Origin of the sequence: Rummeliibacillus sp. SL167 (genome assembly GCF_007896505.1) — a bacterium.
Lineage (GTDB): Bacteria > Bacillota > Bacilli > Bacillales_A > Planococcaceae > Rummeliibacillus > Rummeliibacillus suwonensis.
Map to the genome: position 1 here is coordinate 203,375 of NZ_VCBM01000002.1, position 24,185 is coordinate 227,559.

Here is a 24,185-nt window from a genome sequence, read left to right on the forward strand (position 1 = left end):
CAACAAAGCGTGCAAGTCGTAGTGGAAATCAACGAATACACTATATTTTATAGGAAAAATTGGATAATAATCAATACGCTTGTAAGGATATAAATGCATGATAAAGGAGAGATTCCTCATGGATTTACAGTTCACAGAAGAGCAATTGATGATGCGCGATATGGTTCGAGATTTTGCAAAGGATGTCGTTGCCCCACAAGTCAACAATATGGAAAATGGGGATTTTCCACGTGATATTCTAGCTAAGATGGGAGAGCTAGGACTTATGGGGATTACGGCACCAGCAAAATATGGCGGTTCCGAAATGGATTTTACGTCTTATATTATGGTCATTAACGAATTATCAAAAGTGAGTGCAGTCATTGGGGTGATTTTGTCTGTGCATACATCGGTTGTAACAAATCCAATCCTCTATTTTGGCAATGAAGAACAAAAACAACGTTTCGTTCCCAAACTGGCTTCTGGAGAATATTTAGGAGCATTTTGTCTAACAGAACCCTCATCAGGATCAGATGCAGGTTCCTTAAAAACGACAGCGAAAAAAACAGGAAAACATTATGAACTGAATGGTTCAAAAGTTTTTATCACTAATGGTGGAGAGGCAGATATCTATCTTATTTTCGCCTCTACAGATCCATCAAAAGGTACAAGTGGCATTTCAGCATTTATCGTCGAAAAGGATACAAAGGGGTTAATCATTGGTAAGGATGAAAGAAAAATGGGGCTACATGGTTCGAGGACAGTCCAGCTCACATTCGATCAGATGAAAGTTCCTGCGGAAAATCTACTTGGTGCAGAAGGGGAAGGCTTTAAAATAGCTATGGCGAATTTGGATGTTGGACGCATTGGCATAGCTGCACAAGCATTAGGAATCGCAGAAGCGGCTTTAGGAGAAGCAACAAAATATGCGATAGAACGAAAACAATTTGGAAAACCAATTGCTGAAAACCAGGGAATCTCCTTTAAGATAGCTGATATGGCAACATCCATCGAAGCAGCTAAATTACTTATATATAGAGCAGCAAACTTGCGAGCAATGGGGGAATCTTGTCGAAAAGAAGCGTCAATGGCAAAGCTTTTTGCTTCCAAAACAGCTGTTGAAGTGACGACAGAGGCAATTCAAATATTTGGGGGCTACGGCTACACCAAAGAATACCCAGTAGAACGTTATTTTCGAGATGCGAAAATCACAGAAATATACGAGGGCACCAATGAAATTCAACGAATGGTTATTGCAAGATGTTTATCTTGATTCAGCAGCACTACGATATAAAACATAACAATCACAGAGGGCTTTTTTATAAAAATAAAACACAAAGGGGATAATTGATATGAACTTTAAACTATCTGAAGAACACGAAATGATTCGAAAAATGGTAAGAGATTTCGCGGTAAATGAGGTTGCTCCTACTGCAGCAGAACGTGATGACAACGAAAAATTCGATCGTGCAATTTTTGATCAAATGGCTGAGCTAGGTTTAACAGGTATACCTTGGCCAGAAGAATACGGCGGCATTGGCTCCGATTATTTAGCCTATGTGATTGCTGTTGAAGAATTGTCACGTGTTTGCGCATCCACAGCTGTAACACTTTCAGCACATACTTCGCTTGCAGGCTGGCCTTTATATAAATTTGGTACCGAAGAACAAAAACAAAAATATCTACGCCCAATGGCTGAGGGCAAAAGAATCGGGGCTTATGGGTTAACAGAGCCAGGTTCAGGCTCTGATGCTGGCGGTATGAAAACAACAGCGAAACTTGATGGCGATCACTACATTTTAAATGGTTCTAAAATCTTTATTACAAACGGTGGTGTCGCAGATATTTATGTAGTTTTTGCTGTAACTGATCCAGAAGCTAAAAAGGGCACATCTGCCTTTATCGTAGAAGCTGATTTTGAAGGGTTCTCAGTAGGGAAAAAAGAAAAGAAAATGGGCATTCGTTCATCACCCACAACAGAAATTATTTTTGATAACTGTCGTGTACCTAAAGAAAACTTGCTTGGTGCAGAGGGTGAAGGCTTCAAAATCGCGATGAAAACACTAGATGGTGGCCGTAATGGGATTGCCGCTCAAGCAGTCGGTATTGCACAAGGGGCATTAGATGCAGCTGTAGATTATTCAAAAGAGCGTGTTCAATTTGGTAAACCGATATCTGCTAATCAAGGCATTTCATTTAAATTAGCAGATATGGCAACTGCTACGGAAGCTTCCAGATTATTAACTTATCAAGCAGCTTGGTTAGAATCAAATAATTTACCATATGGTAAACAATCAGCTATGGCAAAGCTAATGGCTGGTGATACGGCGATGAAAGTAACGACTGAGGCAGTTCAAGTCTTTGGAGGTTATGGTTATACAAAGGAATATCCAGTAGAGCGCTTTATGCGTGATGCTAAAATTACTCAAATATACGAGGGGACACAAGAAATTCAACGTCTCGTAATCTCTCGGATGCTTTTAAAATAATAGATGGCAAAAGAAAATAAAAGGCTAGTTCACACCTCCATTAAAGATGAAAATCTCATCGACAAAAGACGAAAAGAAATGATCCAAGCGGCAATCCGTCTCTTTAAAGAAAAAGGTTTCCATCGAACAACAACACGAGAAATTGCGAAAGCAGCGGGTTTTAGTATTGGTACATTATATGAATATATTCGAACAAAAGAGGATATTCTCTATCTAGTTTGCGACAACATCTATTTAGAGGTTCTCAAAAGATTAGAACCTTTGCAGCAGCAAGAAGCGACTATTAAGGGGTTAGTATCTGCAATCTATCAATATTATCATCTTGTAGATGACATGCAAGATGAAATGCTTGTCATGTATCAAGAATCGAAATCTCTGCCAAAAGATGCTCTCGAATATGTATTGTCGAAAGAAATGGAGATGGTTGGGCTTTTTAAGGCTTTGCTAATAGGCTGCGAGAAAAAAGGGGAACTCCAAATGTCTATAGCAGAGCTCAATCTTCTGGCTCACCAAATTGTTCTTCAAGGTCAAGCGTGGGCATTTCGCCGTTGGGCATGGCGGAAGAATTTAAACATAGAAGACTATATCAAGATGCAAACAAAGATATTACTAAATGGTATTCAAGTATAAGTGAAGCTTCAACTTAGTAGGTTTTTTCACCCCTCACTGAGAGTTAGAGTTGAACGAATTGGCATATAAAGCGGTGTTTTCGTGGATCTTCTGCTTTTGCTTGAGTCTAAAAGTAGGGGACTTACTGCTTGTTAACGCGGGATAAAGTTTTTAGGGATGCAAGGAAGAAAAATACGGACAGTAGTAATTGCCGTTTCTTTCCTTGCATTTTCTATCTGGGGGAAATGTTCTGATGCAAAAAGGGGGAATTTTTCAATGACAACAAAGTTAGAAATGCAAAAGTATAGGCCACAACACCATGTAAGGTTTATAACAGCGTCAAGTCTATTTGACGGTCATGATGTATCTGTTAATATTATGCGTCGTATCCTACAAGCGAGTGGAGTAGAAGTCATACATCTTGGTCATAACCGTTCTGTGGAGGAAGTCGTCAATGCTGCGATTCAAGAGGATGTACAAGGAATTGCGGTATCATCCTACCAAGGGGGTCATATGGAGTATTTTAAATATATGCATGATCTTCTAAAGGAAAAGGGTGCACCTCATATTGGGATATTTGGCGGTGGCGGAGGGGTTATTTTACCGAAGGAAATTAAAGAGCTTCAGGATTATGGTGTAAAAAATCTATTCTCGCCCGAGGATGGTCTTGCCCTTGGATTACAAGGTATGATCAATAAAATGATTGAAAAAAGTGATTTCTCAACGATACAAGGAGATCTGATCGATAAAATTCATCAGCTGACAACTGAAAAGCCTGAAATACTAGCACAGCTCATCACAGCAGTTGAGGAAGGAAAATATCCAAAAGTGGAAGAGTTGCTAGACGCAGCAAGAGGATTGTCTAAAAAGACACCTGTTTTAGGAATTACCGGTACAGGTGGAGCAGGGAAAAGCTCATTGACGGACGAACTTATTCGGCGCTTTCTTCATGAATTCCCAGATAAGAAAATTGCAATGATCTCCATTGATCCAACTAAGCAAAAAACAGGTGGCGCTTTACTTGGGGATAGGATACGCATGAATGCGATTTTCAATAATCGTGTTTACATGAGAAGTTTGGCAACACGCAATTCACATACAGAATTATCTGCCGCGCTTAGCGATGTTTTAGACATTGTGAAAGTCGCAGGATTCGATTTGATCGTTGTTGAAACAAGTGGTATAGGTCAAGGGGATGCTGCCATTACGGAGGTGTCTGATCTATCTATGTATGTGATGACTAGCGAGTTTGGCGCTCCTACACAACTTGAAAAAATCGATATGATCGACTTTGCAGATCTAATCGTTATCAATAAATTCGAAAGAAAAGGCTCAGAAGATGCACTTCGACATGTGCAAAAACAATATCAACGTAGCCATGAATTATGGGATCAAAATGTGGATGAGGTGCCTGTCTTTGGTACCATTGCAAGTCAGTTTAATGATAAAGGTACCAATTCTTTATTTGCAGCATTAATCCAAATTATCAATCAAAAGTATGGATATAATTGGGATACTTCCTATGAGCAATTTGTCAAAACGCAAAAACAAAATGTCATTATTCCCAATGATCGCCGTTATTATTTACGGGAAATCTCTGATGCTGTAAGGACTTATCATAAAAAATCGGTGCAGCAAGCAGAGGTAGCAAGAAAGTTGTTCCAATTAGAAGGTACGTTAAAATTAATGCAGGAAGAATCACTTGATACTACGTTTGTCCCATCATTACAACAGTTACTAGATGGTGTGAAGAATCAACTATCAACAGAATCAAAACAAATCCTTAATAACTGGCAAACATTAAAAGAAAATTATCAAGGCGATGAACTTGTAACAAAGATCCGTGATAAAGAAATTCGTACAATTTTAACAACTACAAGTTTATCAGGTCTTAAAATTCCAAAAGTTGTTTTACCAAAATTTGTAGACTATGGGGAGATTCTTCACTGGGTTTATGCAGAAAATGTTCCAGGCTCGTTCCCTTATACGGCAGGCGTTTTTCCATTTAAAAGACAGAGAGAAGATCCCAAACGGCAATTTGCTGGAGAAGGGACACCAGAACGTACGAATCATCGTTTTCACTACTTATCCAAAAATGATGATGCGAAGCGTCTATCAACAGCATTTGATTCTGTAACATTATATGGAGAAGATCCAGATGAACGTCCAGATATTTACGGTAAAGTGGGTGAATCAGGTGTAAACATTTGCACATTAGAAGACATGAAAAAATTGTATGCTGGATTTGACTTGTGTGCACCATCAACATCCGTTTCAATGACGATCAACGGACCAGCGCCTATTATTTTAGCTATGTTTATGAATACGGCAATTGATCAACAAGTGCAAAAACGTGAAAAAGAACTGGGCAGGACTTTAACGGTGGAAGAGTTTACAGAAACTAGAGCCAAAACATTAAATATTGTTCGTGGTACAGTGCAAGCAGATATTCTAAAAGAAGACCAAGGGCAAAATACTTGCATCTTTTCAACCGAATTTGCACTTCGTATGATGGGGGATATTCAACAATATTTTATTGATAAGAAAGTACGTAACTATTATTCGGTATCGATATCTGGTTATCATATTGCTGAAGCGGGAGCAAATCCGATTTCACAACTTGCTTTCACGTTAGCAAATGGTTTTACGTATGTAGAATATTATTTGAGTCGTGGCATGCATATAGATGATTTTGCCCCAAATCTTTCGTTCTTTTTCTCAAATGGTCTTGATCCGGAGTATAGTGTTCTGGGACGTGTTGCACGGCGCATTTGGGCAGTGGCAATGCGTGATCTATATGGCGCAAATGAACGCAGTCAAAAATTAAAATACCACATCCAAACATCTGGCAGAAGCCTGCATGCACAAGAAATTGACTTCAATGATATTCGTACAACATTGCAAGCACTGATGGCCTTGCATGATAACTGTAACTCTTTGCATACGAATGCCTATGATGAGGCCATTACGACACCAACAGAAGAATCTGTTCGACGTGCGATGGCTATCCAAATGATTATTACAAAAGAACATGGGTTGACCAAAAATGAAAATCCATTGCAGGGCTCTTTTATTATCGAAGAGCTAACAGAACTTGTGGAAGAAGCAGTACTTGCAGAGTTTGATCGGATAAATGATCGTGGTGGTGTGCTGGGAGCAATGGAAACTCAATATCAAAGAGGAAAAATCCAAGAGGAATCCATGTACTATGAATCCCTAAAACATTCAGGTAAACTTCCAATAGTAGGGGTCAATATGTATTTAAATCCTAATCCGCCATCAGAGGAAGCGGTCAATAGTATGGAGATTGCACGTGCAACGAAAGAGGAGAAAGAAGCACAAATCCAAAATTTGCGAAACTTCCAGCAACAACATGCAGAAGAAGCAGTAATAGCATTACAAAAACTAAAAGAAGTAGCCAAACATGGTGGCAATATCTTTAAAGAACTAATGGAAACTGTCAAAGTAGCAAGCTTAGGTCAAATTACCAATGCGCTTTATGAAGTTGGGGGAAAATATAGAAGGAATATGTAAGCATCCATTTCTTCATTTGTGGTCACAATACAGGTATGTTCCATCAAAAAGTCAAAGTCTAAGAAAAGTGAAAATTCACCCAGTGATGGCTCTTCATCCTTCACTGGGTGTTCGTTGAATAGATGGGGCTTTTACAGGCAATTGGATCCCAGCTGATCCTCTTTTTTCCTTGTGTTTTAGGTGTGACCATACTGCTTGTTTATGCGAGAAAAAGCAAGATAACAATCGTCACTTCCAAAGTAATCGTGCCATCATTTTTTATCGTTCTCCTACTTTACGAATAAGCGATAGAGGAGTATGCTTATTCAACAGAGTAAATTTGATAGAAGAACTTATGACTTTTGATATAATTACGGAGTGTCTAGTCGTTTGATTAGGCCTTCTTTTTCGCATTTATCCCGCTTTAACGGGCAGTAAGACCTCCATCTCAAGATTTTGAGAGAAACGAAAGAGATAGATGGGGGATCAACTGCCCGTAAAAGTCCGATTGGTTCGGGCCAACAAGATGTTGGTCACTCAGGTGTTGCCGCAGGACGTGGCGCTTTTAACCTGAGTTCTTCTATTTTAGTAGGGGATGAAGAAAACCCCCACTGATAGAGTTTCACTTTATCTTGATTCAATGGGGGTACAAACGTTCGCTGAATCAGAAGGATTTTTCAAGCAAGCTCGAAAAAATCCAGACAGCTGGTTAGCTGGAGTGAGCGTGAGTGATTTGAAACACTGACTAGACTATTTTGAAGGAAGTGACAGTACAGTGAAAATCGTGATGCATTTCATGATTATTATATTGTGCTTAGTACTGACCTATTATATATATGATAAGCAATTAGGAGCTATATCATTCCTTCTACTCGCTATATACTTGTTTATTTATGGGTATTATCGTTTAAGAATAGAAAAAAAGAAGAATTGATTGTGGCAAAAATAAAGTATAATTGTTTATAATGGATATTATGTTTATGAAGAAAGGACGTGCACGTATTGAATCCTCGTGATTTAACTCAAGAACAATTAATAGAAGAATCCTTAATTAACTTAGCATACGCTATTTTAGAAGAAAACCACAAACCAATGTCATTTGCTGAAATAATTCAGGCAATCATTGACTTAGGTGCTCGCACTTCAGAAGAAATGAAAGCAGCATCTATCCAATTTTATACAGATATCAACATTGATGGACGTTTCCTTGTATTAGGGGAAAATCGTTGGGGTATTCGCGAATGGTACGCGATCGAACAAGTAGAAGAAGAAACTGCACCAACTGTTAAAGTCCGCAAGAAGAAAGCAAAAGCGCCAATCGTTGATGAAGATGTTGTCGCTGAAGATGATGATGACATCATATTTGATGAAGATTTTGATGAATTTGTTGATGATGACGATGACGATGAAGAAAATGATGAAGAAGAAGACTTCGATTCAGCTGACATTGAAGATATTGATGATAATGATCTAGATGAAGATATTGAAATCGACGATGAAGATTTTGATATTGAAGAAGACTTAGATGAAGAAGACGAATTAGAAGAAGACAAAGAGAAATAATAACATCTTGACAATTTAAGTAATTTCGTATACCCTTTTACTTGGGCTCCTCAAAAAAGGAGAATGACCGTATAATTAATACGCTCCCTCTGCAATTATTTGCAGGAGGAGCGTTTTTTGTATTTTTTATAAGTGTATACGAAACACTTACTATAGAGGAGGAATTTGCATTGACCAAATATATTTTTGTAACGGGCGGTGTAGTATCATCACTAGGAAAAGGTATTACAGCAGCATCATTAGGAAGATTATTAAAAAATCGTGGTTTAGAAGTGACAATTCAAAAATTTGATCCATATATCAACATTGATCCCGGAACAATGAGCCCATATCAACATGGCGAAGTATTCGTAACTGATGATGGGGCAGAAACAGATTTAGACTTAGGTCACTATGAACGTTTTATTGATATCAATTTAGGCAAACATTCAACTGTTACTTCTGGTAAAGTTTACTCAACTGTTTTGAAAAAAGAACGCCGTGGTGATTACAATGGTAGAACGGTTCAAGTCATTCCGCATATCACAGATGAAATCAAAGACCGTATTCAACGTGCCGGTCGTGAAACAAATGCAGATATCGTTATTACTGAAGTAGGTGGAACAGTAGGCGATATCGAATCATTGCCATTCCTTGAAGCTATTCGTCAAATGAAGCGCGATATTGGCAATGACAATGTATTATATTTACACTGTACGCTTATCCCATATATTGCGGCAGCTGGTGAATTAAAAACAAAGCCAACTCAACACTCTGTAAAAGAGTTACGTTCTTTAGGTATTCAACCAAATATTCTTGTTGTTCGTACAGATCGTCCAGTACCTCAAGAAATGAAAGAAAAATTAGCTCTATTTTGCGATGTAAAACCTCACGAAGTAATCGAATGTGTAGATGCAGAGCATTTGTATGAAATTCCGTTGAATCTACAATCTCAGGATTTAGATGATATCGTGCTTGAGCATTTCGGTATTCATGCACCAGAAGCAGATATGACAGATTGGAAAGTACTTGTAGATAAAGTGAAGAATCTTAAAAAATCTACAAAAATTGCACTAGTAGGTAAATATGTTGAACTACAAGATGCGTATATCTCTGTTGTTGAAGCCCTTAAACATGCAGGCTATGCATTTGACACGGATATTGAAGTAAATGCTATCAACGCAGAAAATGTCACAACTGAAAACGTGAAGGAATTACTAAAAGATGCAGATGGCATTCTTGTACCAGGTGGATTTGGTGATCGTGGTGTAGAAGGTAAAATTTTAGCTATACAATATGCTCGTGAAAATGATGTACCATTCTTAGGTATTTGCTTAGGTATGCAACTTGCAACAGTTGAATTTGCCCGTCATGTACTCGGTCTTGAAGGTGCGCATTCTACAGAATTAAATCCAAATACAAAATATCCAATCATTGATCTGCTACCAGAACAAATAGATATTGAAGATTTAGGTGGTACGCTTCGTCTTGGCTTGTATCCATGTAAACTAAAAGACGGATCTCGCGCGGCACAAATTTATAATGATGAATTAGTATATGAACGCCACCGCCATCGTTATGAATTCAATAACGAATATCGTGAGGCTATGGAAGCAGCAGGCTTAGTATTTTCTGGTACTTCACCAGATGAACGCTTAGTTGAAATTATTGAATTACCAGATAAGAAATTCTTTGTGGCATCTCAATTCCACCCAGAGTTCAGATCTCGTCCAAACCGTCCTCAACCATTATTCCGAGAATTTATTGGAGCAGCGGTTAAATAGAGAGTGATTTGAAAGTAGATGGTGCTTTCCTAAAATTCATCTCGTATTAACGGGAGGTGAGATCCTCACACCCAGACTCAAGGAGTAAATAGAGAATGAGTGTGTGGACAGCTGCCTGTATAAGAAAACCTTGATGGGTTCAATTACCGTGGGATAAAGAAAACCACTACTGAGTGAAGTTTTAACAAAATAATACGGAAACAAGTTAGTAAAAAATCTGCTCATTCTCATGTTAGATATGAGCAGATTTTTTGTAATGAGTACGAAACAACAGGAGTGAATCGGTTGGGGAGAAAACACCTTATCAACTGAAGCGACAGGCGGTGAGTTTTGACATATGTTGATTGAAAAAATAGGTGATAAATGAAGACAAATCCGACGTCCCATGGAAAGAGCAAATCAACCTTCCAAGGGGGCAAATAAAGTCTCGGAAAGAGCGAATAAACCTTTCGAAAGAGCGAATAAACCCACGAAAAGAGCAAATAAACCCGCGGGAAAAGCGAATAGTTGAGACTCCACAGCGCAGTGAGGGAGGATGCTCAAGCCACGCCCTCATGAAAGCGAGCAAGCCGTAGCGAATACATTATATTTTATTAATCAAAAAAGGTGTGTTATTAAGTGAAAATTTCAGTTTCTAAGCATCTAAAAAAATATAAAGGTTCTTAGAGTAAAAGCAAATTTACACTCCTGCTAGTATTTCATCGTAAGATAATTTAATGGCTTCATAGATAAATAATGCCGCCAGCGTATGTGGTAAAACAATTCGCTCGCCTAATTCATTGGGTAACAATCCTTTTTTTATACCTATTGAAATATAGGTGTATGCCAAGTCAGCCATTTCACCTGCATCTTCTTCTTTGTCATTTGCAACAACTGCAAATGGGATAAAAGCATCATACAATTGATGAGCCAGTGCCAATGCATCTGGCTGATTTGCATGACGGGTGAAAATACAGACACGATCTATATCCGTTATTTCCACATGTTTTGTCCAAGGACGCAATTTTTTGAATGGTTCAGTGGCTTTTAACGCATTCAATTCGATTGCTTGTAATTCATCAAAACAAGCGAAGTAAACAGTACCTTCGAAGGCGCCAGCTTGAGCGAGTAAGCGAGCGGACTCTTCTATAGCTTCTTCTTGATTAGCAGCGATTTGAGCAAGCAAACCACCAATTTGCGTCGATAGCATTTTTAACATTTTATTTCACCTCATGATTTTTATTATAAAGATGGCTGATTTTAATTGCAAAATCATCTTGAAAAATGAGTATTTGTTTTTTACAATTTTATGCAGGACATAAAAGGGACAGGCACGAATACTATATATTGGATGTTAAAATAAGGAGTAGTGGTTCTGTGAAAAAAATATTAATCGTTGATGATCAACAAGGAATTCGATTATTACTGAATGAAATTTTCAAAAACGAAGGTTATGAGACATTTTTAGCTTCTAATGGGATAGAAGCAGTTCAATATGTAGATAATAATGTGATAGATTGTGCTTTACTTGATATGAAAATTCCTGGCATGAATGGTCTAGAAATTTTAAAACATATCAAAAGTTTGTTCAAAGAATTACCAGTTGTTATGATGACGGGAAATGGGGATACAGACTTGATCCATCAAGCAAAAGAGCTGGGTGCGAACCACTTTTTTACAAAGCCATTTGATATTTTTGAAGTAAAGGACACGATCAACAAATTAATACAAGAATAAGTATAGACGGTAGTCAATGCTTATTCTTTTTGTTATTATGATAGTGTCATTATTCAAATTTATACCATGCTACATCCTAAAGGAGGATTTACTGATGGCTTTGGTTACAATGAAAGAAATGTTAATTACTGCAAAAGAAAATGGTTATGCTGTTGGTCAATTCAACATTAATAACCTTGAATGGACACAAGCAATCCTACAAGCAGCAGAGGAAGAAAAATCACCTGTCATTTTAGGCGTTTCTGAAGGGGCAGGCAAATACATGGGCGGCTTTGTTGCTGTTGTTAATATGGTTAAAGGTCTTATGGAAAGTTATAAAACAACTGTTCCAGTAGCAATTCACTTAGATCATGGTTCAAGTTTTGATAAATGTAAAGAAGCAGTAGATGCAGGCTTTACATCTGTGATGATCGATGCTTCTCATTACCCATTTGAAGAAAATGTTGAAATCACTTCAAAAGTGGTAGAATACGCACATGCACATGGTGTTTCTGTTGAAGCAGAATTAGGAACAGTTGGTGGCAATGAAGACGGCGTGATCGGTGGAATCATGTATGCGGATCCAGAGGAATGTCGTAAGTTGGTTGAAGCGACTTCTATTGATTGTTTAGCACCAGCACTTGGCTCAGTTCATGGCCCTTACCAAGGCGAACCAAATCTTGGTTTTAAAGAAATGGAAGAAATATCAAAATTAGCGGGTCTTCCACTAGTATTACACGGTGGTACAGGTATTCCTACAAAAGATATTCAACATGCTATCTCCTTAGGAACTGCGAAGATCAATGTGAATACAGAAAACCAAATCGCTGCTACAAAAGTGATTCGCGAAATTTTGGACAAGGATAAAAAGGTTTATGATCCACGTAAATTCTTGGGACCAGCACGTGAAGCGATTAAAGCAACGGTCATTGGCAAAATACGCGAATTCGGTAGCTCTCAAAAAGCTTAAGCATATATTTTTAGTAGAGAGAATTGGGAGAAGACGTCGATGGAAAATCGAATCTTCTCCATTTTTCCATCATTCAGGAGGAATATAAATTGAAATTTTTTATTGATACAGCCAATTTTGAAGAAATTAAAGAAGCCTATTCTTGGGGAATTATCTCTGGTGTTACGACCAACCCATCATTAGTAGCGAAAGAAAAAAACGTTTCATTTCATGATCGTCTAAAAGAAATCGCTGAATTAGTTGATGGTTCAGTAAGCGGAGAAGTTATTTCATTAGATGCTGAAGGTATGATCAAAGAAGGTCATGAATTAGCTAAAATCGCTCCTAATATTACGGTTAAACTACCAATGACACCAGATGGATTGACAGCATGTTCTGCTCTTTCAAAGGAGGGCATCCAAACCAATGTCACATTAATCTTTAGTGCAAATCAAGCATTATTGGCAGCACGTGCTGGCGCAACTTATGTTTCTCCATTCTTAGGTCGCTTAGATGATATTGGTCAAGATGGTACAGAATTAGTACGTGAAATCGCTGAAATTTTCGCTATTCATGAAATTCCAACTCAAATTATTGCAGCTTCCATTCGTCATCCACAACATATCACAGATGCAGCCCTTGCAGGCGCGCATATTGCTACTACACCATTTAAAGTCTTAAAACAATTATTTAATCATCCTTTGACTGCCAAAGGAATTGAAGGCTTCATGAAAGATTGGGCAAATAAAGATAAATAATATAAGGAGATTTACATGGACGTATATAAAATTGCAGGAGAAAAACATCTAAAAGGTACCATTAAAGTAAGCGGTGCTAAAAATAGTGCGGTTGCTTTAATCCCGGCATCTATTTTGGCTAATTCTCCTGTAACGATTGAAGGATTACCAGAAATCTTAGATGTTTGGACATTAAAGGCCTTGCTTGAGGAAATTGGTGGAAAAGTTGAATTTAAAGATGGGCATATGGTAGTAGATCCTCGTCTAATGATAGATATGCCCTTACCAAATGGCAATGTAAAAAAATTACGTGCCTCCTATTATTTAATGGGTGCCATGTTAGGACGTTTCAAAAAAGCGGTAATTGGTTTGCCAGGAGGATGTCATTTAGGACCTCGCCCCATCGACCAACATATTAAGGGATTTGAAGCATTAGGTGCACAGGTAACAAATGAGCATGGTGCCATCTATTTGCGTGCTGAAGAATTGCATGGCGCGAAGATTTATTTAGATGTGAGCAGCGTAGGAGCAACGATTAATATTATGCTTGCGGCTGTACTGGCTAAGGGGAAAACCGTTATTGAAAATGCTGCCAAAGAGCCAGAAATTATTGATGTTGCCACTTTATTAACGAATATGGGTGCAAAGATAAAAGGTGCAGGTACAAATGTTATTCGAATCGAAGGCGTCGAAGAATTACATGGTACAAATCATACAATTATACCGGATCGCATAGAAGCCGGAACATATATGATTTTGGCTGCCGCAGTAGGGGATGGTGTCATCATCGATAATGTCATTCCGCTACATTTAGAGGCAGTGACAGCTAAATTACGTGAAATGGGCGTAAAGATTATTGAAGAAGAAGAACGTATCATCATTCCCAAAACGGAAGCTTTAAAATCAGTCGATATTAAGACACTTGTTTATCCTGGATTTCCAACAGATTTACAACAACCCTTTACGGTTCTCTTAACACAAGCAAATGGTTCTTCTATTGTTACAGATACTATCTATTCTGCGCGATTCAAGCATATTGATGAAATCAGCAGAATGAATGCAAATGCTAAAGTAGAAGGACGTTCCGCTATTATAACAGGTCCAACCAAGTTAGAGGCTGCAACAGTAACTGCGACAGATTTACGTGCAGGAGCTGCGTTAATTATCGCGGGATTACTCGCAAAAGGTGAAACAGAAATCCATGATATCTATCACATTGAGCGTGGCTACAGCAATATAGTTGATAAATTACAAGCATTAGGTGCAGATATCCGTAGAGAAACGATTGAACCCAACCGCAAAAGCAGTGTGACGAATAGATTAAACTGAAAAAAATCCGCAGATAATGTTCGGTATGCTATAATGGTTTTAGTGTGAAACGATTCCGGTCATAAGGCAGGAAAACGGGAGGAACAATAAAAAATGAAACGCAGTTTATCAATGGAAGTAGTTCGTGTAACAGAAGCGGCAGCAATCGCCTCAGCAAGATGGATGGGCCGTGGACTCAAAATGGAAGCAGATGACGCCGCAACTACAGCAATGCGTGAAGTATTTGATTCAATTCCAATGAACGCAGTGGTTGTAATTGGTGAGGGAGAAATGGATGAAGCTCCTATGCTTTACATTGGCGAAAAACTTGGATCTGATCCAGAAGGTCCTCAAGTTGATATCGCAGTAGATCCACTAGAAGGTACGAACATCGTAGCGGCAGGAAGTGGCAATGCTTTAACTGTATTAGCCATTGCTGATCGTGGTAACTTACTCCATGCACCTGATATGTATATGGAAAAAATCGCAGTTGGCCCAGAAGCAGCAGGTAAAATCGATATTGATGCACCCGTTATTGACAACTTACGTGCAGTAGCAAAAGCAAAAAACAAAAATATTGAAGATGTCGTGGCTACGTTATTGAACCGTGAACGTCATCAACCAATCGTTGATCAAATTCGTGCAGCTGGCGCACGTATTAAATTTATCTCTGATGGTGATGTAGCAGCAGCTATCAATACGGCATTTGATGAAACAGGTGTGGATATTCTGTTGGGTACAGGTGGTGCCCCAGAAGGTGTAATTGCAGCTGTTGCATTAAAATGTCTTGGAGGAGAATTCCAAGGTAGACTGGTTCCTTCAAATGATGAAGAAATAGAACGTTGCCACAAGATGGGCATCGAAGTAAATAAAGTTTTAAAAATGGATGATTTAGTTAAAGGCGATGATGCCATCTTTGCAGCTACTGGAGTAACAGATGGAGAATTGTTAAAAGGTGTACAATTTAAAGGTAGTTTTTGTACAACAGAATCTGTCGTAATGCGTGCAAAATCAGGAACTGTTCGTTTTATCGAGGGCAGACATAGTTTGACGAAAAAACCAAAACTATATATACAAGACTAAACTTCCAATCTTTACTTGCCCGGCATATGCCGGGCCTCTTCTTAATGCATATTCCATTCAAAAATTCGCAAAACTCACATATCATCATTTGATTTTTTTCTTAATAATATTATATAAAGAGTGGTGTTACGCCTATGACGACAAAGACTATTTCCCAACTAGAAGATATGAAATTAAAGGACTTGTATGCGCTTGCACGTGAATACAAGATTTCATACTATGGAAAGTTAACAAAAAAAGAATTAATTTTTGCGATATTAAAATCACGTGCCGAAAGTGAAGGCTATTTCTTCATGGAAGGCGTATTAGAAATTATCCAACAAGAGGGTTTCGGCTTCCTACGACCTATTAACTACTCTCCAAGTTCAGAAGATATTTATATTTCGGCATCACAAATTCGCCGTTTTAGTCTTCGAAATGGTGACAAGGTAACGGGCAAAGTGCGCCCACCTAAAGAAAACGAGCGATACTATGGGCTTTTACATGTTGAAGCCGTGAATGGGGAAGATCCTGAGGTAGCAAAAGAACGCGTGCATTTCCCAGCACTTACGCCACTATACCCAGATCGACAAATCAAATTGGAAACAACTCCTACTAAACTATCCACACGTATTATGGATTTAGTTGCACCAGTTGGATTTGGACAACGCGGTTTAATTGTTGCTCCTCCAAAAGCGGGGAAAACGTTATTATTGAAGGAAATTGCCAATGCAATTACAGAAAAATATCCAGAAGCAGAGTTAATTGTTTTATTAATCGATGAACGACCTGAAGAAGTGACAGACATTGAACGTTCTGTTAAAGCGGATGTAGTGAGTTCAACATTTGATGAAGTACCTGAAAATCATGTAAAAGTAGCAGAACTTGTTTTAGAAAGAGCAATGCGTCTTGTAGAACATAAAAGAGATGTTATTATTTTAATGGATTCTATTACAAGACTTGCACGTGCATACAATCTAGTCATTCCGCCAAGTGGTCGTACATTATCAGGTGGGATTGATCCAGCGGCGTTCCATAGACCCAAACGATTCTTTGGTGCTGCCCGTAATATTGAAGAAGGCGGAAGTCTAACTATTCTAGCAACAGCCCTTATTGATACAGGCTCACGTATGGATGAAGTGATTTATGAAGAATTTAAAGGTACAGGTAATTTAGAGTTACATTTAGATAGAAGTCTAGCAGAACGACGTATTTTCCCAGCCATTGATATTAGACGATCAGGCACACGAAAAGAGGAATTGTTGATTCCAAAAGATCAACTTGATAAATTGTGGGCAATTCGAAAGACATTTTCAGATTCTCCAGACTTCGCAGAACGTTTCTTAAAAAAATTGCGTAATACAAAGACAAATGAAGAATTTTTTGAAACATTGAATACCGATATGAAAGCAGCACGAAATGGTAAAGGTCTGATATAGTTTATATGGATGGAACCGCTGTTTACTGCGTGTTGGTTCCGAACTTTATATTGCACTTTTTTTGATTTCTTGTTATACTACGGATAATGCATTTCATATGCGTTGCATATGCGACAGATTAATTGGGGGTCGTGTAAGGCAACAGTTCTTATAATACTCTGTTCCGGATGGTTCAGGGCGAGAGGAGATACCAAACATGAAACCAGGAATTCACCCAGAATATAAAGAAGCAACAGTAACTTGCTCTTGTGGTAATTCATTTAAAACAGGTTCAGTAAAAGAAAATATCACTGTTGAATTTTGCAGTGAATGTCATCCATTCTATACTGGACGTCAAAAATTCGCGTCTGCTGATGGACGTGTAGATCGTTTCAACAAAAAATACGGTCTTAAATAGTAATGTTAATTTTAAATACCTGCCTAGCATTTCATTGCGAGGCAGGTATTTTTTCTTCTTGCTTCAATCAGTATTTTTGTGTAGTATAAAGCAGTTGCTTATATTAAAATTTATGCAATGAATATATGATGAATTATATAGAAAACCATGGAACAATATTTTTTTAATGATAGATGTATAGTTGAAAGGAGTCTAGTTGATGTACACAATGACTCAAAATGGTTGGATCGAAGTAATTTGTGGAAGTATGTTTTCAGGAAAATCGGAAGAATTGATCCGACGTGTACGAAGAGCTCAATTTGCTAAACAAAAGATCGCTGTATTTAAACCCAAAATTGATAATCGTTATAGCGAAGAAGCAGTTGTCAGTCATAATGGCGCCACAATCATTGCACACCCTATTGAAAAATCAGGCGAAACGTGGAATTATATTACGGATGATTTTGATGTGATTGCTATTGATGAGGCACAATTTTTTGATGAAGATATTATCGATACAGCTCAAAGCTTAGCAAATCATGGGTATCGCGTCATACTAGCCGGACTCGATCAAGATTTTAAGGGTATTCCATTTGGTCCAATGCCTAAATTAATGGCAATTGCCGAACAAGTAACTAAGTTACAAGCTGTGTGTAGTGTCTGTGGTGCACCCGCTAGCAGAACGCAAAGATTGATCAACGGACAACCTGCCAACGCTGATGATCCTGTTATCTTGGTTGGTGCTGCAGAAGCCTATGAGCCTCGCTGCCGCCATCACCATATCGTACCAACAGGAAAAGTGCATATGGAAAAGTAGAGTGAACCATCATGCAATGAGGGTTTTTTCTATTATGTGTTAGCTGGATCAATGAGGTTTTTACAGGTAGAGAGTAATCGTCTACTTGTCACTTGAGTCTTGAAGTGAAATTCTACAGACCTTTAATGTAATAGAAAATGAATAAGACAGCGATTGTCTAAGAGTTATTCTACAAAACAATACGAAATCTATTGAGTAAAAATCTGCTTGTTCTAATTTCTAGATAAAAGCAGATTTTTTTGCGAGGAAAGCAAAGCTTTAAAATTCATTTTTGTTTAGGTAGTTCAATGCTTATTTCCTAAAAAAGTAGCGATAGCGACTTTTTTTCATTATACTATTTAAGGAGCGTATAATTGGAAACAGCTCGTTATCATACAGTGAGTACGAACTAATGGACTATATGTACTAGCTATATGAATCCAATCCATTAAAAAGTGTATCGTTTATGCGATTGAGTCAATTAAATAGATGAAATTGATTCGACTAATAAAATAATCAATGTTTATAGAAAGGTTCAGGTGAAAAAAATGTTTGATCGCCTACAAGCTGTTGAAGATCGTTATGAAAGGCTAAATGAACTTCTAAGCGATCCAGATGTGGTATCTGATTCAAAAAAATTAGCAAAATATTCAAAAGAACAGTCTGATATTCAAGAAACGGTAGATGTTTATCGCGAATATAAATCTGCAAAAGAACAGTTAGCAGAAGCTAAAGAAATGTTAGAAGATAAATTGGATACAGAAATGAAAGAAATGGTAAAAGAAGAAGTTAATACTTTAGAAAAACAAATCGAAAATTATGAAGAACGTCTTCGTATTTTATTGATTCCAAAAGATCCGAATGATAACAAAAACGTCATTATGGAAATCCGTGGTGCTGCTGGTGGAGATGAAGCAGCGTTATTTGCAAACACACTGTTCCGCATGTATAGCAAATATGCTGAAGCACAAGGTTGGAAAATCGACATCATGAATGCGAATCCAACAGAACTTGGTGGATACAAAGAAATCATCTTTATGATCAATGGTCAGGGCGCCTATTCTAAATTCAAATATGAAAGTGGTGCACATCGGGTACAACGTGTACCAGAAACAGAATCACAAGGTCGTGTCCATACATCTACAGCTACTGTTGTAGTTATGCCAGAGGCGGAAGAAGTAGAATTGGATCTTCAAGAAAAGGACATCCGAGTAGATATTTACCACTCATCAGGTGCAGGTGGCCAACATGTCAATAAAACCGCATCTGCTGTTCGTATGACACATATTCCAACAGGTATCGTTGTTGCTATGCAGGATGAGCGTTCTCAACTGAAAAACCGCGAAAAAGCGATAAAAGTACTTCGTGCACGTGTATATGATAAGCTGCAACAAGATGCACAAAGTGAAATTGATGCAGAGCGTAAATCAGCTGTTGGTACAGGGGATCGTTCGGAACGTATCCGCACCTACAACTATCCTCAAAACCGTGTAACAGATCACCGTATTGGTTTAACCATTCAAAAACTCGACCAAATTATCGAAGGTAAATTAGATGAAATCATTGATGCATTGATTTTAGAAGAACAAGCCAAAAAATTGGATGCACTGAATGACACAGCAATTTAAGTTTATTTATGAGGTCCTGAATAGGGCTTCTTCTTTTTTACGAGATAATGGTCGAGAAGAAATTGCCGCAAGACTTCTTTTACAACATATATTAAAAAAATCATACACAGACTTATTAGTTAGTCTGCAAGACGAGATCGCGGAAGCTGATTGTCAAGTTTTCTGGAAAATGGTTGAATCCCATGCAAAGGGAATGCCCATTCAATATATTCTTGGGGAAGAAGAGTTTTACGGACGGACTTTTAGGGTCGATGAATCTGTTCTCATCCCAAGACCAGAAACAGAAGAACTGGTCTTAGAAGCAACTAAACGCATCAAACGTATTTTTGGAGAGCAGCCAGTCATTCAACTAGCTGATATAGGAACTGGTAGTGGTGCCATTGCTATTACGATGAAAAAAGAAATCCCATCTTTACTTGTAACAGCAACAGATATCTCAGAGGATGCTTTAAAGGTAGCTAAAAAGAATGCAGAACTGTTAAATGCCAAAATCCATTTTGAAGAGGGCGATTTGACAGCACCGATCGAGCAACAAAAATGGCAAGTTATATTATCCAATCCACCATATATTGCATACGACGAAGCAAAAGAAATGTCTGAAGTTGTATTGGATCATGAACCACATACTGCCCTTTTTGCAGATGACGAAGGACTAGCATTTTATAAAAGACTGGCAAAAAATCTACCAAACTTGATGGCGAAGCCTAGTTTTATAGGGGTTGAAATTGGCTATACGCAAGGACCAGCTGTGGCGAATTTATTGAAAGAAAGTTTTCCACAAGCAAAAGTTGATATACTGCAAGATATAAATAGAAAAAATCGCATGGTTTTTTGTGAACTAGGTGAATAATTAGTAATCTCGTTGTCCATGATAGAGTCATGGAGGGGATATAAGATGATAGAAGATTACTATATGATAAAACAACCACAAACATGGACATATGAAACTATTAAACAACCAAAACGACCATCACAAGCAACGATTTTTTTGCGATTTATCACAGCGCTTTTATTGATACAGTTAATCCTTATTGTGATTCAGGGATTTTTAACAGAGCAATATAGTGTGGAATTAGAACAACCAAGATTTCGTATTATTGCGAATAGCAATTCTGCAGAAGACCAACAGTATAAACATCAGCTAGTCAAAGAAATTAAACCCATCTTAGATCATGCAGTACAAAATTCATCGACAGATCTGAATCTATCAGCAATTGAAAAGGAAATTAAAAATAAATTAGCGACCAAAATGGAAAATGAAAACATTCAAATCACAACTGGAGCTGCATTATTTCCACCAAAACGTGATGAGGAAAAATTGTATGCTCAAGATAAGTATCAAGCAATCATTGTGAAGATTGGTGCAGGCAAAGGAGATAATTGGTGGTGTGGTTTATTTCCTAAAGTTTGTTATCATGATGAAGAAGAAAAGAAAGAAGAGAAGAAAGAAGAAAAGGCAGAGGAAAAGCCAAAATTTTTTATCATTGAATGGTTGAAAGACTTATTTAAAGATTAAAGATAAAGATTAGAGTTACCCACAATATTTGGTAAATTGTCCACAATTCAAGCAATGTTATCAACAAATTGTGCATAACTTTCTGAAAACTCTTCTATAATGGGGGGAAACGATATGGAAACACAACGTCTAATTGTGGATAATCATGTGGATTCCGAAAAAAGTTATTCACAAGCTGTGGATTTGTTAAATGCGGGAGAATTAGTAGCATTTCCAACAGAAACGGTTTATGGTCTTGGAGCAGTAGCAACAAATGACACGGCCGTCAAAAAAATCTATATAGCAAAAGGGAGACCGTCTGATAATCCATTAATCGTACATATTGGTACTGTCGATGAACTTGGAAAATATGTAATTGATATTTCAGATAAAGCAAGAAAATGTATGGATGCATTTTGGCCGGGGCCCTTAACAATAATTTTCAAGGTAAAACCCAATGTACTTGCAAAAAGTGTGACCGCCGGGCTTGATACTGTTGGAATCCGTATGCCTAGTCATCCTGTTGCATTAAAATTACTGCAAAAATTAGGGAAGCCAGTTGCTGCTCCAAGCGCCAATCGTAGTGGAAAGCCAAGTCCTACGGAGGGCATTCATGTTGAACAAGATTTAGCAGGAAAAATCCCGATGATTTTAGATGGTGGAGCTACGGGCGTTGGAGTGGAATCTACGGTCATTGATCTAACATTAGAAACTCCTGTTATTTTACGACCAGGTGCTATTACAAAAGAAATGCTTGAAAAAATAATCGGACCTGTCAAACAACCAACACATATGGAACAAAAAGAAGGTGCTCCGCGTGCGCCAGGTATGAAGTATACGCATTATGCACCAAACGCACCTGTTTTCTTGATAGAAAAAGATGAACAGCAAGTTGCAGAGGCTCTTCAAGAATTACATCAAGATGGTCATAAGGTGGCATTATTAGCGCCGCAAAGGTTTGAACAATTAGCGCCGGATTGGTTCTTTACGTTGGGGGAAAGTCAGGACGATATGGCAGCCAATCTTTTTCATGCGTTACGTGCGTGTGATTTAACGACCGCAGATATCGTTTTAGCAACAGTTACCACAACACAGGGAGTCGGCGCAGCTATTATGAACCGCCTTGAAAAATCCGCAGGTGGAAAATGGTATGCGAAAGACTTTCAAAAGTAAAAAAGATTTAAACAAATTAAATAGGATTGCTTTTATTGAAAGGCTATTTTGTGAGCTTGATTCAAATTCGAATGCTATCTTAAAAACATACTAATGTTAGTAGTACAAACCCAATGTTTGTGCTACTATTTTTTTACATGTGTTATAATTACCTTTAATGCAAATGATTTCACATTGGGCAAGAAATGGGAAGGTGATGCAAGGTGAAAGAATTATTGAATCATACAGACATTTTATTAAAAGCTAAGAGTAAAGCAAAATGGAATACGACTATTAGTATATTGTCGATTCTTTTATTGATTGGTCCGGTCATGTACTTATTATCCTTAACCTATTATGCAATTGGAGATAGAGCCAATAAGCAAATACTGGCACTTGAAACTTTATATTCATTAACGGATCCTGCCATGGCGATTAATGACAAAAAAGTTGGAAGTTCAATTTCTCCTTTTTTTGGTTTGACTATCGATGCACCAATCATACAATCGTACAACTCGACAGAATATAATATTGGATCACATGAAGTGACCTATAGATTTGGAAAAGTAATTTCTCAAAAGAAGCATTTGAATATTCCTAACGAGTCATCTGAAACTTTTCCACAAACAATTATAAATAAGGATTTAGAAGATTCTATAAACGAATTGGATAAAGACAGTACTGTAAATGCCTTTGTCGTTTTTAAAAATAGTATCCAATATGATCAAATGTCAAAATTCTTGGAAGAATATAAAGCGAAATCTATTTGGAATGCGGTCGAAACAGGAAAAGAGAAACAAGCTTTAAATGATAGTACACGAGGAACAACTCTAATTGGTTTTCCAACTGACAATAGAGCTCCCGAAAATTCTGATTTTACAGAGGACTCTGTACCGGCTCAATTATTTTATGAACAATTAGCATTCATTTCTTCTAATTCTAGTATGATTGATGAGTTAACTTGGCCAATAACTTTAAAAATAAAAGAAAGAATAAACTACATCAAAGATAATGGTTTGAAACTTTATGGTGCGACACTATCCATTAAAGTAAAAGATCTTGAAGAGATGATAAAAGGCAAAAAAATATCCGGTGTCAAAATAATTACACCAATCATGCATTAGGAGGGAATAAAAATGACTTCTGAAAAATCAATTACTATCTATTATTCAATAGGTTTAGTATCTGTATTATTGAGTTTGATAAGTTTAGCTTTTCTTAATTTTAGTTTGTTCACCAACTCCATGCTTACAATAGCGTATCCTTTGCCGTTACTAACAGTTATATTATCTATAATTGCTTTATTTAATAAAGAAAGTAGAAAATATGGTTTATATAGCTTAGGACTATCCATCTTTACGTTTGTATTTTTAGGTCTAGTGGTCGTAATGGAACTCAGTATAAACTATCATCCTTAAATAAAAAACTCGTTAGGTTTTAATAACCTCAACAAATATATCAGGCACGTTGATTATCCAATTTTCTCCATAAAGTATTTATTCGCCCTTTGAGACAATTTATTTGCTCTCTCAGAGATTTTATTCGCTCTTTTAAAGACTTTATTCGCTCTCTGAAGATTTATTCGCCCTTTGAGACAATTTATTTGCTCTCTCAGGGATTTTATTTGCTCTT

The 24,185-nt window shown here is 37.5% G+C and carries 22 protein-coding genes; 21 read left to right on the forward strand and 1 reads right to left on the reverse strand.

Annotated features, from left to right (window positions below; genetic code table 11):
* The first annotated feature begins 118 nt into the window (after window positions 1-118).
* The 7 genes from FEZ13_RS12385 to FEZ13_RS12410 all read left to right on the forward strand — a co-directional run bounded on the left by FEZ13_RS12385 (window position 119) and on the right by FEZ13_RS12410 (window position 9,916).
* Window positions 119-1,252, forward strand: coding sequence for an acyl-CoA dehydrogenase (locus tag FEZ13_RS12385; protein ID WP_146552964.1), 1,134 nt, complete (start codon window positions 119-121; stop codon window positions 1,250-1,252).
* A 79-nt stretch (window positions 1,253-1,331) separates the two neighbouring features.
* On the forward strand, window positions 1,332-2,468 hold the full coding sequence (locus FEZ13_RS12390) for an acyl-CoA dehydrogenase (RefSeq protein ID WP_146552965.1): 1,137 nt from the start codon (window positions 1,332-1,334) through the stop codon (window positions 2,466-2,468).
* Window positions 2,469-2,546: 78 nt separating this feature from the next.
* Complete coding sequence (locus FEZ13_RS12395; RefSeq protein WP_255473154.1) at window positions 2,547-3,098, forward strand: TetR/AcrR family transcriptional regulator; 552 nt, start codon at window positions 2,547-2,549, stop codon at window positions 3,096-3,098.
* 255 nt (window positions 3,099-3,353) lie between these two features.
* Window positions 3,354-6,611 (forward strand): fused isobutyryl-CoA mutase/GTPase IcmF, encoded by a 3,258-nt coding sequence (gene icmF / locus FEZ13_RS12400; protein WP_146552967.1) that lies wholly within the window; start codon window positions 3,354-3,356, stop codon window positions 6,609-6,611.
* A 435-nt stretch (window positions 6,612-7,046) separates the two neighbouring features.
* Complete coding sequence (locus FEZ13_RS19600) at window positions 7,047-7,205, forward strand: hypothetical protein (protein ID WP_186725921.1); 159 nt, start codon at window positions 7,047-7,049, stop codon at window positions 7,203-7,205.
* Between the two features lie 378 nt (window positions 7,206-7,583).
* Window positions 7,584-8,153 carry a DNA-directed RNA polymerase subunit delta gene (gene rpoE, locus FEZ13_RS12405; RefSeq protein ID WP_146552968.1) on the forward strand — a complete coding sequence of 190 codons (570 nt, stop codon included), beginning with the start codon at window positions 7,584-7,586 and terminating at the stop codon, window positions 8,151-8,153.
* Window positions 8,154-8,323: 170 nt separating this feature from the next.
* The gene (locus FEZ13_RS12410; RefSeq protein WP_146552969.1) at window positions 8,324-9,916 is read left to right on the forward strand and encodes a CTP synthase; all 1,593 of its coding nucleotides are present in this window, start codon (window positions 8,324-8,326) and stop codon (window positions 9,914-9,916) included.
* Between the two features lie 679 nt (window positions 9,917-10,595).
* On the opposite strand, the gene FEZ13_RS12415 is transcribed toward FEZ13_RS12410, so the two are convergent.
* Entirely contained in the window at window positions 10,596-11,114 is a 519-nt protein-coding gene (locus FEZ13_RS12415) for a DUF2529 family protein (protein ID WP_146552970.1), read from the reverse strand.
* Between the two features lie 158 nt (window positions 11,115-11,272).
* Between FEZ13_RS12415 and FEZ13_RS12420 the strand changes: the two genes are divergently transcribed.
* The 14 genes from FEZ13_RS12420 (at window position 11,273) to FEZ13_RS12485 (ending at window position 23,971) form a co-directional block, all read left to right on the forward strand.
* Window positions 11,273-11,632, forward strand: a complete 360-nt coding sequence (locus FEZ13_RS12420) for a response regulator (RefSeq protein WP_255473156.1) — start codon at window positions 11,273-11,275, stop codon at window positions 11,630-11,632.
* 94 nt (window positions 11,633-11,726) lie between these two features.
* Window positions 11,727-12,581, forward strand: coding sequence for a class II fructose-bisphosphate aldolase (locus FEZ13_RS12425; protein ID WP_146550180.1), 855 nt, complete (start codon window positions 11,727-11,729; stop codon window positions 12,579-12,581).
* An 89-nt stretch (window positions 12,582-12,670) separates the two neighbouring features.
* The gene (gene fsa, locus FEZ13_RS12430) at window positions 12,671-13,318 is read left to right on the forward strand and encodes a fructose-6-phosphate aldolase (protein ID WP_146550179.1); all 648 of its coding nucleotides are present in this window, start codon (window positions 12,671-12,673) and stop codon (window positions 13,316-13,318) included.
* A 15-nt stretch (window positions 13,319-13,333) separates the two neighbouring features.
* Window positions 13,334-14,626, forward strand: coding sequence for a UDP-N-acetylglucosamine 1-carboxyvinyltransferase (locus FEZ13_RS12435; RefSeq protein WP_146550178.1), 1,293 nt, complete (start codon window positions 13,334-13,336; stop codon window positions 14,624-14,626).
* Window positions 14,627-14,719: 93 nt separating this feature from the next.
* Window positions 14,720-15,688 (forward strand): class II fructose-bisphosphatase, encoded by a 969-nt coding sequence (gene glpX / locus FEZ13_RS12440; RefSeq protein ID WP_146550177.1) that lies wholly within the window; start codon window positions 14,720-14,722, stop codon window positions 15,686-15,688.
* A 134-nt stretch (window positions 15,689-15,822) separates the two neighbouring features.
* Entirely contained in the window at window positions 15,823-17,106 is a 1,284-nt protein-coding gene (rho, locus tag FEZ13_RS12445) for a transcription termination factor Rho (RefSeq protein WP_146550176.1), read from the forward strand.
* Window positions 17,107-17,302: 196 nt separating this feature from the next.
* Window positions 17,303-17,503, forward strand: a complete 201-nt coding sequence (rpmE, locus tag FEZ13_RS12450; protein WP_119414086.1) for a 50S ribosomal protein L31 — start codon at window positions 17,303-17,305, stop codon at window positions 17,501-17,503.
* Between the two features lie 199 nt (window positions 17,504-17,702).
* Window positions 17,703-18,299: a thymidine kinase gene (locus tag FEZ13_RS12455; protein ID WP_146552972.1), complete on the forward strand. Its 597-nt coding sequence runs from the start codon at window positions 17,703-17,705 to the stop codon at window positions 18,297-18,299.
* Window positions 18,300-18,826: 527 nt separating this feature from the next.
* Window positions 18,827-19,906 (forward strand): peptide chain release factor 1, encoded by a 1,080-nt coding sequence (prfA, locus tag FEZ13_RS12460; RefSeq protein WP_146550174.1) that lies wholly within the window; start codon window positions 18,827-18,829, stop codon window positions 19,904-19,906.
* A complete protein-coding gene (gene prmC, locus FEZ13_RS12465; protein ID WP_146552973.1) occupies window positions 19,890-20,756 on the forward strand; it encodes a peptide chain release factor N(5)-glutamine methyltransferase in 867 nt (288 codons plus the stop codon). Before prfA ends, prmC begins: the two co-directional genes overlap by 17 nt.
* A 45-nt stretch (window positions 20,757-20,801) precedes the next feature.
* The gene (locus FEZ13_RS12470) at window positions 20,802-21,422 is read left to right on the forward strand and encodes a stage II sporulation protein R (protein ID WP_186725903.1); all 621 of its coding nucleotides are present in this window, start codon (window positions 20,802-20,804) and stop codon (window positions 21,420-21,422) included.
* 114 nt (window positions 21,423-21,536) lie between these two features.
* Entirely contained in the window at window positions 21,537-22,574 is a 1,038-nt protein-coding gene (locus tag FEZ13_RS12475) for an L-threonylcarbamoyladenylate synthase (protein ID WP_146552975.1), read from the forward strand.
* A gap of 203 nt (window positions 22,575-22,777) precedes the next feature.
* Window positions 22,778-23,677, forward strand: coding sequence for an anti sigma factor C-terminal domain-containing protein (locus FEZ13_RS12480; RefSeq protein ID WP_146552976.1), 900 nt, complete (start codon window positions 22,778-22,780; stop codon window positions 23,675-23,677).
* Between the two features lie 12 nt (window positions 23,678-23,689).
* The gene (locus tag FEZ13_RS12485) at window positions 23,690-23,971 is read left to right on the forward strand and encodes a hypothetical protein (RefSeq protein ID WP_146552977.1); all 282 of its coding nucleotides are present in this window, start codon (window positions 23,690-23,692) and stop codon (window positions 23,969-23,971) included.
* The last annotated feature ends 214 nt before the right edge of the window (window positions 23,972-24,185 follow it).

What these genes read in the sequence shown, in the direction of transcription:
- FEZ13_RS12385 (WP_146552964.1), top strand. Translation starts at nt 119, where the DNA reads ATGGATTTACAGTTCACAGAAGAGCAATTGATGATGCGCGATATGGTT.
- FEZ13_RS12390 (WP_146552965.1), top strand. Translation starts at nt 1,332, where the DNA reads ATGAACTTTAAACTATCTGAAGAACACGAAATGATTCGAAAAATGGTA.
- FEZ13_RS12395 (WP_255473154.1), top strand. Translation starts at nt 2,547, where the DNA reads ATGATCCAAGCGGCAATCCGTCTCTTTAAAGAAAAAGGTTTCCATCGA.
- icmF (WP_146552967.1), top strand. Translation starts at nt 3,354, where the DNA reads ATGACAACAAAGTTAGAAATGCAAAAGTATAGGCCACAACACCATGTA.
- FEZ13_RS12415 (WP_146552970.1), bottom strand. Translation starts at nt 11,114, where the DNA reads ATGTTAAAAATGCTATCGACGCAAATTGGTGGTTTGCTTGCTCAAATC.
- FEZ13_RS12425 (WP_146550180.1), top strand. Translation starts at nt 11,727, where the DNA reads ATGGCTTTGGTTACAATGAAAGAAATGTTAATTACTGCAAAAGAAAAT.
- FEZ13_RS12435 (WP_146550178.1), top strand. Translation starts at nt 13,334, where the DNA reads ATGGACGTATATAAAATTGCAGGAGAAAAACATCTAAAAGGTACCATT.
- glpX (WP_146550177.1), top strand. Translation starts at nt 14,720, where the DNA reads ATGAAACGCAGTTTATCAATGGAAGTAGTTCGTGTAACAGAAGCGGCA.
- rho (WP_146550176.1), top strand. Translation starts at nt 15,823, where the DNA reads ATGACGACAAAGACTATTTCCCAACTAGAAGATATGAAATTAAAGGAC.
- rpmE (WP_119414086.1), top strand. Translation starts at nt 17,303, where the DNA reads ATGAAACCAGGAATTCACCCAGAATATAAAGAAGCAACAGTAACTTGC.
- FEZ13_RS12455 (WP_146552972.1), top strand. Translation starts at nt 17,703, where the DNA reads ATGTACACAATGACTCAAAATGGTTGGATCGAAGTAATTTGTGGAAGT.
- prfA (WP_146550174.1), top strand. Translation starts at nt 18,827, where the DNA reads ATGTTTGATCGCCTACAAGCTGTTGAAGATCGTTATGAAAGGCTAAAT.
- prmC (WP_146552973.1), top strand. Translation starts at nt 19,890, where the DNA reads ATGACACAGCAATTTAAGTTTATTTATGAGGTCCTGAATAGGGCTTCT.
- FEZ13_RS12470 (WP_186725903.1), top strand. Translation starts at nt 20,802, where the DNA reads ATGATAGAAGATTACTATATGATAAAACAACCACAAACATGGACATAT.
- FEZ13_RS12475 (WP_146552975.1), top strand. Translation starts at nt 21,537, where the DNA reads ATGGAAACACAACGTCTAATTGTGGATAATCATGTGGATTCCGAAAAA.
- FEZ13_RS12485 (WP_146552977.1), top strand. Translation starts at nt 23,690, where the DNA reads ATGACTTCTGAAAAATCAATTACTATCTATTATTCAATAGGTTTAGTA.